Consider the following 13,189-nt stretch of genomic DNA (forward strand, 5'->3'; position numbering starts at 1 on the left):
CGGTGGGTTTTCCGCCCTCGGCTCGCGGTTCCGGAAGGGCCGTGTGCAATCCCGGAAAGTAGTACGGACAAGGGACATCCTTGTCAGCGGGAGCGCGACACGCCCGACCGCGTGGGTCGGAGAACGGATAGTACGGAACACCGGGTTCCAGAGCGTTACGAGAGACAGGACTACTGAGTAGCCATGGCGGGACAGAAGATCCGCATCCGGCTCAAGGCCTACGACCACGAGGTCATCGACTCCTCGGCGAAGAAGATCGTCGAGACGGTGACCCGCACTGGTGCGTCGGTCGCGGGCCCGGTGCCGCTGCCCACTGAGAAGAACGTGTACTGCGTCATCAAGTCGCCGCACAAGTACAAGGACTCGCGCGAGCACTTCGAGATGCGCACGCACAAGCGCCTGATCGACATTCTCGACCCGACGCCCAAGACCGTTGACTCTCTGATGCGACTCGACCTCCCGGCCGGTGTCGACATCGAGATCAAGCTCTGAGGGCTGGTGATCTGAGAATGGCTAAGCAGATCAAGGGCATCCTGGGCGAGAAGCTCGGCATGACGCAGGTGTGGGACGCGAACAACCGTGTTGTTCCGGTCACCGTCGTCAAGGCCGGCCCCAATGTCGTCACCCAGGTCCGCACGAACGACGTCGACGGCTACGAGTCCGTCCAGATCGCGTTCGGCGAGATCGACCCGCGCAAGGTGAACAAGCCCCTCAAGGGCCACTTCGCCAAGGCCGACGTCACTCCCCGCCGCCACCTCGTCGAGATCCGTACCGCTGACGCCAGCGAGTACACCCTCGGCCAGGAGATCACCGCCGAGGTGTTCGAGGCCGGCCTCAAGGTCGACGTGACCGGCAAGAGCAAGGGCAAGGGCTTCGCCGGTGTCATGAAGCGTCACAACTTCAAGGGCCTCGGCGCCGGACACGGCACCCAGCGCAAGCACCGCTCGCCCGGTTCCATCGGTGGCTGCGCCACCCCGGGCCGCGTGTTCAAGGGCCTCCGCATGGCGGGTCGCATGGGCAACGAGCGTGTCACCACCCAGAACCTGACCGTCCACGCCGTTGACGCGGAGAAGGGTCTGCTGCTCATCAAGGGCGCGGTTCCCGGTCCGAACGGCGGCCTCGTCCTGGTCCGCACCGCGGCCAAGGGGGCCTGAGGTACCGATGAGCACTGTTGACATCCTTTCGCCTGCGGGCGAGAAGACCGGTAGCGTCGAGCTCCCCGCGGAGATCTTCGGCGTGGAGAAGATCAGCATCCCGCTGATCCACCAGGTCGTCGTCGCGCAGAACGCCGCTGCCCGCCAGGGCACGCACAAGACCAAGCGTCGCGGTGAAGTCCGTGGTGGCGGCAAGAAGCCGTACCGCCAGAAGGGCACCGGTCGCGCCCGTCAGGGTTCGACCCGCGCGCCGCAGTTCGCCGGTGGTGGCGTCGTGCACGGTCCCGTGCCGCGCGACTACTCGCAGCGGACCCCGAAGAAGATGAAGGCTGCCGCTCTGCGTCACGCCCTCACCGACCGGGCCCGCCACAACCGCATCCACGTCGTCTCCGGCGTCATCGAGGGTGAGAACCCGTCGACGAAGGCCGCCAAGACGCTGTTCGGCAAGATCTCGGAGCGCAAGAACCTGCTCCTGGTCGTCGACCGCGCCGATGAGGCCGCGTGGCTGTCCGCCCGTAACCTGCCCCAGGTCCACATCCTGGAGCCGGGCCAGCTGAACACGTACGACGTTCTCGTCTCGGACGACGTGGTCTTCACCCAGGCCGCCTTCGAGTCCTTCGTGTCCGGCCCGAAGGCCAATGACACCGAAGGGAGCGAGGCCTGATGGCTATCCGTCACCCCGCTATCGCCTCCAAGGCGGCGAAGAAGGCCAAGGCCGCGCGCGTCGCCAAGGCGCGTCGCCACGCCGCCGAGGGCAAGAACACCGTCGAGACCCCGCTGAGCAAGTCCTTCACGGACCCCCGTGACGTGCTGCTCAAGCCGGTTGTCTCGGAGAAGAGCTACGCGCTCCTCGACGAGGGCAAGTACACGTTCGTCGTCGACCCGAGCGCCAACAAGACCCAGATCAAGCAGGCCGTCCAGGCGGTCTTCTCGGTCAAGGTCACCGGGGTCAACACGATCAACCGCCAGGGCAAGCGCAAGCGGACCCGCACCGGCTTCGGCCAGCGCGCGTCCACCAAGCGCGCGATCGTGACCCTCGCTGAGGGCGACCGTATCGACATCTTCGGCGGTCCGACCGCCTAAGGGCGGTCCGGATCGTCCGATATCGGACGAGGACTGAGAAATGGGAATCCGCAAGTACAAGCCGACTACGCCGGGCCGTCGTGGCTCCAGCGTCGCCGACTTCGTCGAGGTCACGCGGTCCACGCCGGAGAAGTCGTTGGTCCGCCCCCTGCACAGCAAGGGTGGCCGTAACAACTCCGGTCGTGTGACCGTCCGCCACCAGGGCGGTGGCCACAAGCGCGCCTACCGCGTGATCGACTTCCGTCGTCACGACAAGGACGGCGTGCCGGCGAAGGTCGCGCACATCGAGTACGACCCTAACCGCACCGCGCGCATCGCGCTCCTGCACTACGCGGACGGCGAGAAGCGCTACATCCTCGCGCCGCGTGGCCTGAGCCAGGGCGACCGCGTCGAGAACGGTCCCGGGGCCGACATCAAGCCGGGCAACAACCTTGCCCTGCGCAACATCCCGGTCGGTACCACGCTGCACGCCATCGAGCTGCGTCCGGGCGGCGGTGCGAAGTTCGCCCGCTCCGCCGGCGCCTCGGTGCAGCTGCTCGCGAAGGAGGGCTCGATGGCCCACCTCCGCATGCCGTCCGGTGAGATCCGCCTGGTCGACCAGCGCTGCCGCGCCACGGTCGGCGAGGTGGGCAACGCCGAGCAGAGCAACATCAACTGGGGTAAGGCGGGCCGTAAGCGCTGGCTGGGCGTTCGCCCGACCGTGCGTGGTGTGGTCATGAACCCGGTGGACCACCCGCACGGTGGTGGCGAAGGCCGTACCTCGGGTGGTCGTCACCCGGTGTCCCCCTGGGGCAAGAAGGAAGGCCGTACTCGTTCGCCCAAGAAGGCGTCGAACAAGTACATCGTCCGCCGCCGCAAGACGAACAAGAAGCGCTAAGGACGGGTTGAGATGCCTCGTAGCTTGAAGAAGGGGCCCTTCGTCGACGACCACCTGATCAAGAAGGTGGACGCACAGAACGAAGCCGGCACCAAGAACGTCATCAAGACCTGGTCCCGTCGCTCCATGATCGTGCCGGCCATGCTCGGCCACACGCTCGCGGTGCACAACGGCAAGACCCACATTCCGGTGTTTGTCACCGAGTCGATGGTCGGCCACAAGCTCGGCGAGTTCTCGCCGACGCGCACCTTCCGGGGTCACGTCAAGGACGACCGGAAGTCGAAGCGCCGCTAGCAGCGGGGTGGAATGACCATGACAGACACTGGAAGGACAACCATGGACGCCAGGGCCCAGGCGCGGTACATCCGCGTCACGCCCATGAAGGCCCGCCGAGTGGTGGACCTCATCCGTGGCCTGAACGCCACGGAGGCTCAGGCGGTCCTGCGTTTCGCCCCGCAGGCCGCGAGCGTGCCGGTCGGCAAGGTGCTGGACAGCGCCATTGCCAACGCCGCGCACAACTACGACCACACCGATGTCGACAGCCTCTACATCTCCGAGGCCTACGTCGACGAGGGCCCGACCCTGAAGCGGTTCCGTCCGCGCGCCCAGGGCCGTGCCTACCGGATCCGCAAGCGGACCAGCCACATCACCGTGGTCGTCAGCAGCAAGGAAGGAACCCGGTAATGGGCCAGAAGGTAAACCCGCACGGGTTCCGGCTCGGTGTCACGACCGACTTCAAGTCGCGTTGGTACGCCGACAAGCTGTACAAGGACTACGTCAAGGAAGACGTCGCCATCCGTCGGATGATGACGTCCGGCATGGAGCGCGCCGGCATCTCCAAGGTCGAGATCGAGCGCACCCGTGACCGTGTGCGTGTGGACATCCACACCGCGCGTCCGGGCATCGTCATCGGCCGCCGTGGCGCCGAGGCCGACCGCATCCGCGGTGACCTCGAGAAGCTCACGGGCAAGCAGGTCCAGCTGAACATCCTCGAGGTCAAGAGCCCCGAGACCGACGCTCAGCTGGTTGCCCAGGCCGTCGCCGAGCAGCTCTCCTCCCGCGTCTCCTTCCGTCGCGCCATGCGCAAGAGCATGCAGGGCACGATGAAGGCCGGCGCCAAGGGCATCAAGATCCAGTGCGGTGGCCGCCTCGGTGGCGCCGAGATGTCCCGCTCGGAGTTCTACCGCGAGGGCCGTGTGCCCCTGCACACGCTCCGCGCGAACGTGGACTACGGCTTCTTCGAGGCCAAGACGACCTTCGGCCGCATCGGTGTGAAGGTCTGGATCTACAAGGGCGACGTCAAGAACATCGCCGAGGTCCGCGCCGAGAACGCCGCTGCCCGTGCGGGTAACCGCCCGGCCCGCGGCGGTGCCGACCGCCCGGCCCGTGGTGGCCGCGGTGGCGAGCGGCGCGGTCGCAAGCCGCAGCAGGCCGCTGGTTCCGAGGCCCCCAAGGCCGAGGCTCCCGCGTCCGCCGCTCCGGCTGAGAGCACCGGAACGGAGGCCTGACCGACATGCTGATCCCCCGTAGGGTCAAGCACCGCAAGCAGCACCACCCCAAGCGCAACGGCATGTCCAAGGGTGGCACGCAGGTTGCGTTCGGCGAGTACGGCATTCAGGCCCTGACCCCGGCGTACGTGACGAACCGGCAGATCGAGGCAGCTCGTATCGCCATGACCCGTCACATCAAGCGTGGCGGCAAGGTCTGGATCAACATCTACCCGGACCGCCCCCTCACGAAGAAGCCCGCCGAGACCCGCATGGGTTCCGGTAAGGGTTCTCCGGAGTGGTGGATCGCCAACGTCAAGCCCGGACGCGTGATGTTCGAGCTGTCGTACCCCAACGAGAAGATCGCGCGCGAGGCCCTGACCCGTGCGGCTCACAAGCTGCCGATGAAGTGCAAGATCGTCAAGCGCGAGGCAGGTGAAGCGTGATGTCGGCCGGTACCAAGGCGTCCGAGCTGCGCGAGCTGGGCAACGAGGAGCTGCTCAACAAGCTCCGCGAGGCCAAGGAAGAGCTGTTCAACCTCCGCTTCCAGGCGGCGACGGGCCAGCTCGAGAACCACGGCCGGCTGAAGGCCGTCCGTAAGGACATCGCGCGGATCTACACCCTGATGCGTGAGCGCGAGCTGGGCATCGAGACGGTGGAGAGCGCCTGATGAGTGAGAGCAACGTGACTGAGCAGACTGCAGAGGCCCGCGGCTTCCGCAAGACCCGCGAGGGTCTCGTCGTCAGCGACAAGATGGACAAGACCGTCGTCGTCGCCGTCGAGGACCGCGTCAAGCACGCGCTGTACGGCAAGGTCATCCGCCGTACCAACAAGCTCAAGGCGCACGACGAGCAGAACGCCGCGGGTGTCGGCGACCGTGTCCTCCTCATGGAGACCCGGCCGCTGTCCGCGACGAAGCGCTGGCGCGTCGTCGAGATCCTCGAGAAGGCCAAGTAATCCCTCCTAGGGGGATGCCCTAGGAATCGTTCCGCCAGGCTCGGCAGGGGCCGACCTCGCACGAGGGAAGCCCCTGCCGGGAACCGGCAGACAACCAGGAGATAGACGTGATCCAGCAGGAGTCGCGACTGCGTGTCGCCGACAACACGGGTGCGAAGGAAATCCTCTGCATCCGTGTGCTCGGTGGCTCCGGTCGCCGCTACGCGGGTATCGGTGACGTCATCGTCGCCACCGTCAAGGACGCGATCCCCGGCGGCAACGTGAAGAAGGGTGACGTCATCAAGGCGGTCATCGTTCGCACCGTCAAGGAGCGCCGCCGTCCGGACGGCTCGTACATCCGCTTCGACGAGAACGCCGCTGTCATTCTGAAGAACGACGGCGACCCTCGTGGCACCCGTATCTTCGGCCCGGTCGGCCGTGAGCTGCGCGAGAAGAAGTTCATGAAGATCATCTCCCTCGCGCCGGAGGTGCTGTGAGCATGAAGATCAAGAAGGGCGACCTGGTCCAGGTCATCACCGGTAAGGACAAGGGCAAGCAGGGCAAGGTCATTGCCGCTTACCCGCGCGACGAGCGTGTCCTGGTCGAGGGTGTCAACCGGGTCAAGAAGCACACCAAGGCAGGTCCGACGGCTCGCGGTTCGCAGGCCGGCGGCATCGTCACCACCGAGGCGCCGATCCACGTCTCCAACGTCCAGCTGGTCGTGGAGAAGGACGGCAACAAGGTCGTGACCCGCGTCGGTTACCGCTTCGACGACGAAGGCAACAAGATCCGCGTTGCCAAGCGGACGGGTGAGGACATCTGATGACGACCACCACCAGCCCGCGTCTGAAGCAGAAGTACCGTGAGGAGATCACGGGCAAGCTGCGTGACGAGTTCAAGTACGAGAACGTCATGCAGATCCCCGGTCTCGTCAAGATCGTGGTCAACATGGGTGTGGGCGACGCCGCCCGCGACTCCAAGCTGATCGAGGGTGCCATCAAGGACCTCACCACGATCACCGGTCAGAAGCCGGCCGTCACCAAGGCCCGCAAGTCCATCGCGCAGTTCAAGCTGCGTGAGGGCCAGCCGATCGGTGCCCACGTCACGCTCCGTGGCGACCGCATGTGGGAGTTCCTGGACCGCACCCTGTCGCTCGCGCTGCCGCGCATCCGCGACTTCCGCGGCCTGTCCCCCAAGCAGTTCGACGGCCGTGGCAACTACACCTTCGGTCTCACGGAGCAGGTCATGTTCCACGAGATCGACCAGGACAAGATCGACCGCACCCGGGGTATGGACATCACCGTGGTGACCACGGCGACCAACGACGCTGAGGGCCGCGCGCTCCTTCGTCACCTCGGCTTCCCCTTCAAGGAGGCGTGAGCGAGATGGCGAAGAAGGCTCTGATCGCGAAGGCTGCTCGCAAGCCCAAGTTCGGTGTGCGTGGCTACACCCGCTGCCAGCGCTGTGGCCGCCCGCACTCCGTGTACCGCAAGTTCGGCCTGTGCCGCGTGTGCCTTCGTGAGATGGCTCACCGTGGCGAGCTGCCGGGCGTGACCAAGAGCTCCTGGTAATCCCCCTTTTAGGGATTCCCAGGGCTCTCGGTAAGCAATGGGCGTGTCAGGTGCCCTCCTCTCCATGGCTTAGGCTTGGAGGGTTGGGCGCCTGACTGCCGCCCGTACGACTTACTACGCCGTAGGTCCACCGCGCCGCACCCGCCCCGTCTCGGATCGGGGAGAAGGATGGCGCACCAGGAAACCCCGGCGAGAGAGGCCGAAGGCCAATTCATGACCATGACTGATCCGATCGCAGACATGCTGACGCGTCTGCGGAACGCGAACTCGGCATACCACGACTCCGTGACGATGCCGGCGTCGAAGATCAAGTCGCACATCGCGGAGATCCTCCAGCAGGAGGGCTTCATCACGGGCTGGAAGGTCGAGGACGCCGAGGTCGGCAAGAACCTCGTCCTGGAGCTGAAGTTCGGCCCCAACCGTGAGCGCTCCATCGCGGGCATCAAGCGGATCTCCAAGCCCGGTCTCCGGGTGTACGCGAAGTCCACCAACCTGCCGAAGGTTCTCGGCGGCCTGGGCGTGGCCATCATCTCCACGTCCCACGGTCTCCTGACCGACAAGCAGGCGCAGAAGAAGGGCGTGGGTGGGGAAGTCCTCGCCTACGTCTGGTAGTTCGGGAACGGAGGAGAGACAGCAATGTCGCGTATCGGCAAGCTCCCCATCCCGGTTCCCGCCGGCGTGGACGTCACCATCGACGGCCGTACGGTCGCGGTCAAGGGCCCCAAGGGCGAACTGACCCACACCGTCATCGCGCCGATCGACATCGCCAAGGCCGAGGACGGCACCCTTCAGGTGCTCCGGCCCAACGACGAGCGGCAGAGCAAGGCCCTGCACGGCCTGTCCCGCACGCTGGTGGCGAACATGATCACCGGTGTGACCCAGGGATACGTCAAGAAGCTCGAAATCAGCGGTGTCGGTTACCGCGTCCAGGCCAAGGGCTCCAACCTGGAGTTCTCCCTGGGCTACAGCCACCCGATCCTGGTCGAGGCCCCCGAGGGCATCACCTTCAAGGTGGAGTCCCCGACCCGTTTCTCGGTCGAGGGCATCGACAAGCAGAAGGTCGGCGAGGTTGCGGCCAACATCCGCAAGCTGCGCAGGCCCGACCCGTACAAGGCCAAGGGCGTCAAGTACGAGGGCGAAGTCATCCGCCGCAAGGTCGGAAAGGCGGGTAAGTAAGCCATGGCATACGGACAGAAGATCCTTAAGGGCGACGCCTACAAGCGCGCCGCGATCAAGCGCCGCCACATCCGGATCCGTAAGCACATCAACGGAACGGCGGAGCGTCCGCGTCTGGTCGTTACCCGCTCGAACCGCCACATCGTGGCCCAGGTGATCGACGACCTCAAGGGTCACACCCTTGCGTCGGCGTCCACCCTGGACACCTCGATCCGCGGTGGCGAGGGCGACAAGTCCGCGCAGGCCAAGCAGGTCGGCGCCCTGGTCGCCGAGCGCGCCAAGGCCGCCGGTGTCGAGGCCGTCGTGTTCGACCGTGGTGGTAACCAGTACGCGGGGCGCATCGCCGCCCTGGCGGACGCCGCCCGCGAAGCCGGGCTCAAGTTCTGAGCCTGCCGTAGCTAGCGGAAACAGAGAGAGGTAATTCCAATGGCTGGACCCCAGCGCCGCGGTGGCGGTGCCGGTGGCGGCGAGCGGCGGGACCGGAAGGGCCGTGACGGCGGCGCTGCTGCCGCCGAGAAGACCGCGTACGTTGAGCGCGTTGTCGCGATCAACCGCGTCGCCAAGGTTGTGAAGGGTGGTCGTCGCTTCAGCTTCACCGCGCTGGTCGTGGTGGGCGACGGTGACGGCACCGTGGGTGTCGGATACGGCAAGGCCAAGGAGGTGCCGGCCGCCATCGCCAAGGGCGTTGAGGAGGCCAAGAAGCACTTCTTCAAGGTCCCCCGCATCCAGGGCACCATCCCGCACCCCATCCAGGGTGAGAAGGCTGCCGGCGTCGTGCTGCTCAAGCCCGCGTCGCCCGGTACCGGTGTTATCGCCGGTGGTCCGGTGCGTGCCGTGCTCGAGTGCGCCGGTATCCACGACGTGCTGTCGAAGTCGCTCGGCTCCGACAACGCGATCAACATCGTGCACGCGACCGTGGAGGCCCTCCGGGGTCTGCAGCGTCCCGAGGAGATCGCGGCCCGCCGTGGTCTGCCCCTCGAGGACGTCGCCCCCGCGGCTCTTCTCCGTGCGCGTGCCGGGGCGGGTGCGTAATCATGGCGCAGCTCAAGATTACGCAGGTCAAGTCCTACATCGGCAGCAAGCAGAACCACCGTGACACCCTGCGCTCCCTTGGTCTCAAGGGCATCAACACGCAGGTCGTCAAGGAGGACCGCCCCGAGTTCCGCGGCATGGTGCACACCGTCCGCCACCTCGTGACGGTCGAGGAGGTCGACTGATCATGGCGGAGAACAACCCGCTCAAGATCCACAACCTCCGTCCCGCCCCGGGCGCCAAGACCGCCAAGACCCGTGTCGGTCGTGGTGAGGCGTCGAAGGGTAAGACGGCCGGTCGTGGTACCAAGGGCACGAAGGCCCGCTACCAGGTTCCGGAGCGCTTCGAGGGTGGCCAGATGCCCCTCCACATGCGTCTCCCGAAGCTGAAGGGCTTCAAGAACCCGTTCAAGACGGAGTTCCAGGTCGTGAACCTGGACAAGCTCGCCGCCCTCTACCCCGAGGGTGGGGAGGTCACCGTTGCCGACCTGGTCGCCAAGGGTGCCGTCCGCAAGAACAGCCTCGTCAAGGTCCTCGGCCAGGGCGAGCTCTCCGTGGCGCTGCAGGTGACGGTCGACGCCGTCTCCGGCTCCGCCAAGGAGAAGATCACCGCCGCCGGCGGTAGCGTCACCGAGCTCGTCTGAACACCACGGGCGTCTTGATGACCTGAGCGATCCCGACCGGGGATACCCCACATATGGGGTATCCCCGGTTGGTCGTTCCTAGGGCGGCAGTCACGCCGGTAAGGTGGCCTGCACTGCCCTCTTTTCACAGGGTGCTGCACTTCGGGCACTCTGAGCGGCAGTTGACCGTTACCTATGTCGTTGTTCCCATTGGACTCTCAGACCGTCACCCTTGACGCAGTTGCGCGGGGGTCGCAGGAGGCACCGTGCTCACCGCGTTCGCCCGGGCGTTCAAGACGCCCGACCTGCGCAAGAAGCTGCTCTTCACGCTCGCCATCATCGTGGTCTACCGGGTCGGTACACATATCCCGATCCCAGGTGTCGATTACCGGAACGTCCAGACGTGTATCGATAACGCCCAGGCCAACCAGGGTCTCTTCGGTCTGGTCAACATGTTCAGTGGCGGTGCGCTGCTGCAGATCACCATCTTCGCGCTGGGCATCATGCCGTACATCACGGCGAGCATCATCCTCCAGCTGCTGACCGTGGTGATCCCCCGCCTGGAAGCCCTGAAGAAGGAGGGCCAGGCAGGTACGGCGAAGATCACGCAGTACACCCGTTACCTGACGATCGCCCTCGCCATCCTCCAGGGCACCGGCCTCGTCGCCACCGCCCGCAGCGGCGCTCTGTTCCAGGGCTGCCCCGTGGCCAGCCAGATCGTCCCGGACCAGTCGATCTTCGTCACCATCACCATGGTCATCACGATGACCGCCGGCACGGCGGCCGTGATGTGGCTCGGTGAGCTCATCACCGACCGCGGTATCGGCAACGGCATGTCGATCCTGATGTTCATCTCGATCGCCGCCACCTTCCCGTCCGCCCTGTGGGCCATCAAGAAGCAGGGCTCCCTGGCCGGCGGCTGGATCGAGTTCGGCACCGTCATCGCCGTCGGCCTGGTCATGGTCGGCCTGGTGGTCTTCGTCGAGCAGGCCCAGCGCCGTATCCCGGTGCAGTACGCCAAGCGCATGATCGGCCGCCGCTCCTACGGCGGTACGTCCACGTACATCCCGCTGAAGGTGAACCAGGCGGGTGTGATTCCCGTCATCTTCGCCTCGTCGCTGCTCTACATCCCGGCGCTGATCGCCCAGTTCGCCGGTGGAAACTCGGGCTGGAAAACCTGGATCGAGCAACACTTCGTCAAGGGCGACCACCCGTACTACATCATTTCGTACTTCCTGCTGATCGTTTTCTTCGCGTTCTTCTATGTGGCGATCTCCTTCAACCCCGAGGAAGTCGCCGACAACATGAAGAAGTATGGTGGCTTCATCCCGGGCATCCGGGCTGGCCGACCGACCGCTGAGTACCTGAGCTACGTACTCAACCGGATCACCTGGCCGGGTTCGCTGTACCTGGGTCTGATCGCTCTCGTACCGACGATGGCGTTGGTTGGTTTCGGGGCAAACCAGAACTTCCCGTTCGGCGGGACCAGCATCCTGATCATCGTGGGTGTCGGCCTCGAGACCGTGAAGCAGATCGAGAGCCAGCTCCAGCAGCGCAATTACGAAGGGTTCCTCCGCTGATGCGTATCGTCCTCGTCGGGCCGCCGGGCGCCGGTAAGGGAACGCAGGCCGCGTTCCTGGCCAGAAACCTGTCGATCCCGCACATCTCCACGGGCGACCTGTTCCGGGCCAACATCAGCCAGCAGACGGAACTCGGCAAACTGGCGAAGTCCTACATGGACGCGGGCAATCTCGTGCCCGACGAGGTCACCATCGCCATGGCGAAGGACCGCATGGAGCAGCCGGACGCCGAGAACGGTTTCCTGCTGGACGGCTTCCCCCGCAATGTCTCGCAGGCCGAGGCGCTCGACGAGCTGCTCGAGACCGAGACCATGCAGCTCGACGCGGTGCTGGACCTGGAGGTCCCCGAGGACGAGGTCGTCAAGCGGATCGCCGGCCGCCGCATCTGCCGCAACGACTCCTCGCACGTCTTCCACGTGACGTACAAGCAGCCGGCCAAGGAGGGCGTCTGCGACGTCTGCGGCGGCGAGCTGTACCAGCGGGACGACGACTCCGAGGAGACCGTCCGCACGCGGCTGGAGGTCTACCACACGCAGACCGAGCCGATCATCGACTACTACAAGGCCCAGGGCCTGGTGGTCACGATCTCCGCGCTCGGCAAGGTGGAGGACGTCACGACACGCGCCATGGAGGCGCTGAAGCGTGGCGAGGGCGACAAGTAGTCGTTCGTACGCAGCTACGGCCGCGGTTCCCCTCGGGGAGCCGCGGCTGCTGTGTGGGGCGGGGTCCCTCGCGCGTCCCCGTATCGTTGAAGGCGTTCATTCTCTCTCCGGTCCAGAAAGGCCGTAGCTCCCATGGTGCAGATCAAGACCTCCGAGCAGATCGCCAAGATGCGTGAGGCGGGCCTGGTCGTCGCCGCCATCCACGCGGCGACCCGGGAAGCCGCGGTGCCGGGGGCCACCACGAAGGATCTGGACCAGGTCGCCCGCAAGGTGCTCGCCGAGCACAACGCCAAGCCGAACTTCCTCGGCTACGGCGGCTTCCCGGCGACGATCTGCACGTCCGTGAACGAGGTCGTCGTCCACGGCATCCCGTCCGAGGACGTCGTCCTCAAGGACGGGGACGTCATCTCCATCGACTGCGGCGCGATCATCGACGGCTGGCACGGCGACGCCGCCTACACGGCCTTCGTCGGCTCCGGCCACTCCCCGGAGCTGGTCGAGCTCTCCCGGGTGACCGAGGAGTCGATGTGGGCCGGCATCGCGGCCATGAAGCAGGGCAACCGGCTGGTCGACGTCTCCCGGGCCATCGAGACGTACATCCGCCGCCAGCCCAAGCCCGGCGGTGGCAAGTACGGGATCATCGAGGACTACGGCGGGCACGGCATCGGCACGGAGATGCACATGGACCCGCACCTGCTGAACTACGTCGACCGGCGGCGCGGCAAGGGGCCGAAGCTGGTGCCGGGCTTCTGCCTCGCCATCGAGCCGATGGTGTCCCTGGGCACTCCGAAGACGGAGGTCCTCAAGGACGACTGGACCGTCATCACGACGGACGGTACGTGGTCGTCGCACTGGGAGCACTCGGTCGCGCTGACCGAGGAAGGGCCGCTGGTGCTGACGTCTTTCGACGGGGGGAAGGCGAAGCTCGCCGAGCTGGGGATCGTTGCCGCTCCGGACCCGCTGGGCTGAGCGCCGACCGCGGCTGCGGGCCGGTGGGGGTTCTTCGCGT

24 protein-coding genes are annotated in these 13,189 nt (G+C 66.0%); all 24 read left to right on the plus strand.

The features are described from left to right. The first annotated feature begins 183 nt into the window (after window positions 1-183). The 24 genes from rpsJ to map all read left to right on the plus strand — a co-directional run bounded on the left by rpsJ (window position 184) and on the right by map (window position 13,149). Window positions 184-492: a 30S ribosomal protein S10 gene (gene rpsJ / locus AC07DF_RS01485; RefSeq protein ID WP_003948644.1), complete on the plus strand. Its 309-nt coding sequence runs from the start codon at window positions 184-186 to the stop codon at window positions 490-492. A 17-nt stretch (window positions 493-509) separates the two neighbouring features. Continuing rightward, window positions 510-1,154: a 50S ribosomal protein L3 gene (rplC, locus tag AC07DF_RS01490; RefSeq protein ID WP_030839681.1), complete on the plus strand. Its 645-nt coding sequence runs from the start codon at window positions 510-512 to the stop codon at window positions 1,152-1,154. Window positions 1,155-1,161: 7 nt separating this feature from the next. Further along, a complete protein-coding gene (gene rplD, locus AC07DF_RS01495) occupies window positions 1,162-1,818 on the plus strand; it encodes a 50S ribosomal protein L4 (protein ID WP_391103568.1) in 657 nt (218 codons plus the stop codon). Beyond that, entirely contained in the window at window positions 1,818-2,237 is a 420-nt protein-coding gene (gene rplW / locus AC07DF_RS01500) for a 50S ribosomal protein L23 (protein WP_031105224.1), read from the plus strand. Before rplD ends, rplW begins: the two co-directional genes overlap by 1 nt. A 40-nt stretch (window positions 2,238-2,277) precedes the next feature. Next, window positions 2,278-3,114, plus strand: a complete 837-nt coding sequence (gene rplB / locus AC07DF_RS01505; protein WP_031141294.1) for a 50S ribosomal protein L2 — start codon at window positions 2,278-2,280, stop codon at window positions 3,112-3,114. Window positions 3,115-3,126: 12 nt separating this feature from the next. After that, the gene (rpsS, locus tag AC07DF_RS01510) at window positions 3,127-3,408 is read left to right on the plus strand and encodes a 30S ribosomal protein S19 (RefSeq protein ID WP_003992359.1); all 282 of its coding nucleotides are present in this window, start codon (window positions 3,127-3,129) and stop codon (window positions 3,406-3,408) included. Between the two features lie 42 nt (window positions 3,409-3,450). Further along, window positions 3,451-3,798 carry a 50S ribosomal protein L22 gene (gene rplV / locus AC07DF_RS01515; protein WP_345660740.1) on the plus strand — a complete coding sequence of 116 codons (348 nt, stop codon included), beginning with the start codon at window positions 3,451-3,453 and terminating at the stop codon, window positions 3,796-3,798. After that, window positions 3,798-4,622, plus strand: a complete 825-nt coding sequence (gene rpsC, locus AC07DF_RS01520) for a 30S ribosomal protein S3 (protein WP_003992361.1) — start codon at window positions 3,798-3,800, stop codon at window positions 4,620-4,622. Before rplV ends, rpsC begins: the two co-directional genes overlap by 1 nt. Window positions 4,623-4,627: 5 nt before the next feature. Continuing rightward, a complete protein-coding gene (gene rplP / locus AC07DF_RS01525) occupies window positions 4,628-5,047 on the plus strand; it encodes a 50S ribosomal protein L16 (RefSeq protein WP_003992362.1) in 420 nt (139 codons plus the stop codon). After that, window positions 5,047-5,271 carry a 50S ribosomal protein L29 gene (gene rpmC, locus AC07DF_RS01530; protein ID WP_010036720.1) on the plus strand — a complete coding sequence of 75 codons (225 nt, stop codon included), beginning with the start codon at window positions 5,047-5,049 and terminating at the stop codon, window positions 5,269-5,271. The genes rplP and rpmC overlap by 1 nt, the downstream gene beginning before the upstream one ends. Further along, entirely contained in the window at window positions 5,271-5,558 is a 288-nt protein-coding gene (gene rpsQ / locus AC07DF_RS01535; RefSeq protein ID WP_003992363.1) for a 30S ribosomal protein S17, read from the plus strand. Before rpmC ends, rpsQ begins: the two co-directional genes overlap by 1 nt. 107 nt (window positions 5,559-5,665) lie before the next feature. After that, window positions 5,666-6,034 carry a 50S ribosomal protein L14 gene (gene rplN / locus AC07DF_RS01540; RefSeq protein WP_003992364.1) on the plus strand — a complete coding sequence of 123 codons (369 nt, stop codon included), beginning with the start codon at window positions 5,666-5,668 and terminating at the stop codon, window positions 6,032-6,034. A 2-nt stretch (window positions 6,035-6,036) separates the two neighbouring features. After that, complete coding sequence (gene rplX / locus AC07DF_RS01545; protein WP_053674523.1) at window positions 6,037-6,360, plus strand: 50S ribosomal protein L24; 324 nt, start codon at window positions 6,037-6,039, stop codon at window positions 6,358-6,360. Continuing rightward, window positions 6,360-6,917, plus strand: a complete 558-nt coding sequence (gene rplE / locus AC07DF_RS01550; protein ID WP_003992366.1) for a 50S ribosomal protein L5 — start codon at window positions 6,360-6,362, stop codon at window positions 6,915-6,917. Before rplX ends, rplE begins: the two co-directional genes overlap by 1 nt. Window positions 6,918-6,922: 5 nt before the next feature. Beyond that, the gene (locus AC07DF_RS01555; protein ID WP_003948630.1) at window positions 6,923-7,108 is read left to right on the plus strand and encodes a type Z 30S ribosomal protein S14; all 186 of its coding nucleotides are present in this window, start codon (window positions 6,923-6,925) and stop codon (window positions 7,106-7,108) included. Window positions 7,109-7,321: 213 nt separating this feature from the next. Next, window positions 7,322-7,720, plus strand: a complete 399-nt coding sequence (gene rpsH, locus AC07DF_RS01560; RefSeq protein ID WP_030839654.1) for a 30S ribosomal protein S8 — start codon at window positions 7,322-7,324, stop codon at window positions 7,718-7,720. Window positions 7,721-7,744: 24 nt separating this feature from the next. Continuing rightward, a complete protein-coding gene (rplF, locus tag AC07DF_RS01565) occupies window positions 7,745-8,284 on the plus strand; it encodes a 50S ribosomal protein L6 (protein WP_059424839.1) in 540 nt (179 codons plus the stop codon). Window positions 8,285-8,287: 3 nt separating this feature from the next. Beyond that, the gene (rplR, locus tag AC07DF_RS01570; RefSeq protein WP_030967303.1) at window positions 8,288-8,671 is read left to right on the plus strand and encodes a 50S ribosomal protein L18; all 384 of its coding nucleotides are present in this window, start codon (window positions 8,288-8,290) and stop codon (window positions 8,669-8,671) included. A 39-nt stretch (window positions 8,672-8,710) separates the two neighbouring features. Beyond that, entirely contained in the window at window positions 8,711-9,316 is a 606-nt protein-coding gene (rpsE, locus tag AC07DF_RS01575; RefSeq protein ID WP_164332815.1) for a 30S ribosomal protein S5, read from the plus strand. Between the two features lie 2 nt (window positions 9,317-9,318). Beyond that, window positions 9,319-9,501 carry a 50S ribosomal protein L30 gene (gene rpmD / locus AC07DF_RS01580; RefSeq protein ID WP_003974250.1) on the plus strand — a complete coding sequence of 61 codons (183 nt, stop codon included), beginning with the start codon at window positions 9,319-9,321 and terminating at the stop codon, window positions 9,499-9,501. Between the two features lie 2 nt (window positions 9,502-9,503). Further along, complete coding sequence (gene rplO, locus AC07DF_RS01585) at window positions 9,504-9,959, plus strand: 50S ribosomal protein L15 (RefSeq protein ID WP_470135177.1); 456 nt, start codon at window positions 9,504-9,506, stop codon at window positions 9,957-9,959. Window positions 9,960-10,204: 245 nt separating this feature from the next. Further along, window positions 10,205-11,518: a preprotein translocase subunit SecY gene (gene secY / locus AC07DF_RS01590; RefSeq protein WP_478965904.1), complete on the plus strand. Its 1,314-nt coding sequence runs from the start codon at window positions 10,205-10,207 to the stop codon at window positions 11,516-11,518. After that, window positions 11,518-12,180 (plus strand): adenylate kinase, encoded by a 663-nt coding sequence (locus AC07DF_RS01595; protein ID WP_478965906.1) that lies wholly within the window; start codon window positions 11,518-11,520, stop codon window positions 12,178-12,180. Before secY ends, AC07DF_RS01595 begins: the two co-directional genes overlap by 1 nt. 132 nt (window positions 12,181-12,312) lie before the next feature. After that, the gene (gene map, locus AC07DF_RS01600) at window positions 12,313-13,149 is read left to right on the plus strand and encodes a type I methionyl aminopeptidase (protein WP_478965908.1); all 837 of its coding nucleotides are present in this window, start codon (window positions 12,313-12,315) and stop codon (window positions 13,147-13,149) included. Window positions 13,150-13,189: the final 40 nt, after the last annotated feature.

This window comes from Streptomyces sp. NPDC044719 (assembly GCF_056433405.1).

Excerpts from the sequence above, each read along its gene's own strand:
- rpsJ (WP_003948644.1), top strand. The coding sequence starts at position 184 with ATGGCGGGACAGAAGATCCGCATCCGGCTCAAGGCCTACGACCACGAG.
- rplC (WP_030839681.1), top strand. The coding sequence starts at position 510 with ATGGCTAAGCAGATCAAGGGCATCCTGGGCGAGAAGCTCGGCATGACG.
- rplD (WP_391103568.1), top strand. The coding sequence starts at position 1,162 with ATGAGCACTGTTGACATCCTTTCGCCTGCGGGCGAGAAGACCGGTAGC.
- rplW (WP_031105224.1), top strand. The coding sequence starts at position 1,818 with ATGGCTATCCGTCACCCCGCTATCGCCTCCAAGGCGGCGAAGAAGGCC.
- rplB (WP_031141294.1), top strand. The coding sequence starts at position 2,278 with ATGGGAATCCGCAAGTACAAGCCGACTACGCCGGGCCGTCGTGGCTCC.
- rpsS (WP_003992359.1), top strand. The coding sequence starts at position 3,127 with ATGCCTCGTAGCTTGAAGAAGGGGCCCTTCGTCGACGACCACCTGATC.
- rplV (WP_345660740.1), top strand. The coding sequence starts at position 3,451 with ATGGACGCCAGGGCCCAGGCGCGGTACATCCGCGTCACGCCCATGAAG.
- rpsC (WP_003992361.1), top strand. The coding sequence starts at position 3,798 with ATGGGCCAGAAGGTAAACCCGCACGGGTTCCGGCTCGGTGTCACGACC.
- rplP (WP_003992362.1), top strand. The coding sequence starts at position 4,628 with ATGCTGATCCCCCGTAGGGTCAAGCACCGCAAGCAGCACCACCCCAAG.
- rpmC (WP_010036720.1), top strand. The coding sequence starts at position 5,047 with ATGTCGGCCGGTACCAAGGCGTCCGAGCTGCGCGAGCTGGGCAACGAG.
- rpsQ (WP_003992363.1), top strand. The coding sequence starts at position 5,271 with ATGAGTGAGAGCAACGTGACTGAGCAGACTGCAGAGGCCCGCGGCTTC.
- rplX (WP_053674523.1), top strand. The coding sequence starts at position 6,037 with ATGAAGATCAAGAAGGGCGACCTGGTCCAGGTCATCACCGGTAAGGAC.
- rplE (WP_003992366.1), top strand. The coding sequence starts at position 6,360 with ATGACGACCACCACCAGCCCGCGTCTGAAGCAGAAGTACCGTGAGGAG.
- AC07DF_RS01555 (WP_003948630.1), top strand. The coding sequence starts at position 6,923 with ATGGCGAAGAAGGCTCTGATCGCGAAGGCTGCTCGCAAGCCCAAGTTC.
- rpsH (WP_030839654.1), top strand. The coding sequence starts at position 7,322 with ATGACCATGACTGATCCGATCGCAGACATGCTGACGCGTCTGCGGAAC.
- rplF (WP_059424839.1), top strand. The coding sequence starts at position 7,745 with ATGTCGCGTATCGGCAAGCTCCCCATCCCGGTTCCCGCCGGCGTGGAC.
- rplR (WP_030967303.1), top strand. The coding sequence starts at position 8,288 with ATGGCATACGGACAGAAGATCCTTAAGGGCGACGCCTACAAGCGCGCC.
- rpsE (WP_164332815.1), top strand. The coding sequence starts at position 8,711 with ATGGCTGGACCCCAGCGCCGCGGTGGCGGTGCCGGTGGCGGCGAGCGG.
- rpmD (WP_003974250.1), top strand. The coding sequence starts at position 9,319 with ATGGCGCAGCTCAAGATTACGCAGGTCAAGTCCTACATCGGCAGCAAG.
- rplO (WP_470135177.1), top strand. The coding sequence starts at position 9,504 with ATGGCGGAGAACAACCCGCTCAAGATCCACAACCTCCGTCCCGCCCCG.
- AC07DF_RS01595 (WP_478965906.1), top strand. The coding sequence starts at position 11,518 with ATGCGTATCGTCCTCGTCGGGCCGCCGGGCGCCGGTAAGGGAACGCAG.
- map (WP_478965908.1), top strand. The coding sequence starts at position 12,313 with ATGGTGCAGATCAAGACCTCCGAGCAGATCGCCAAGATGCGTGAGGCG.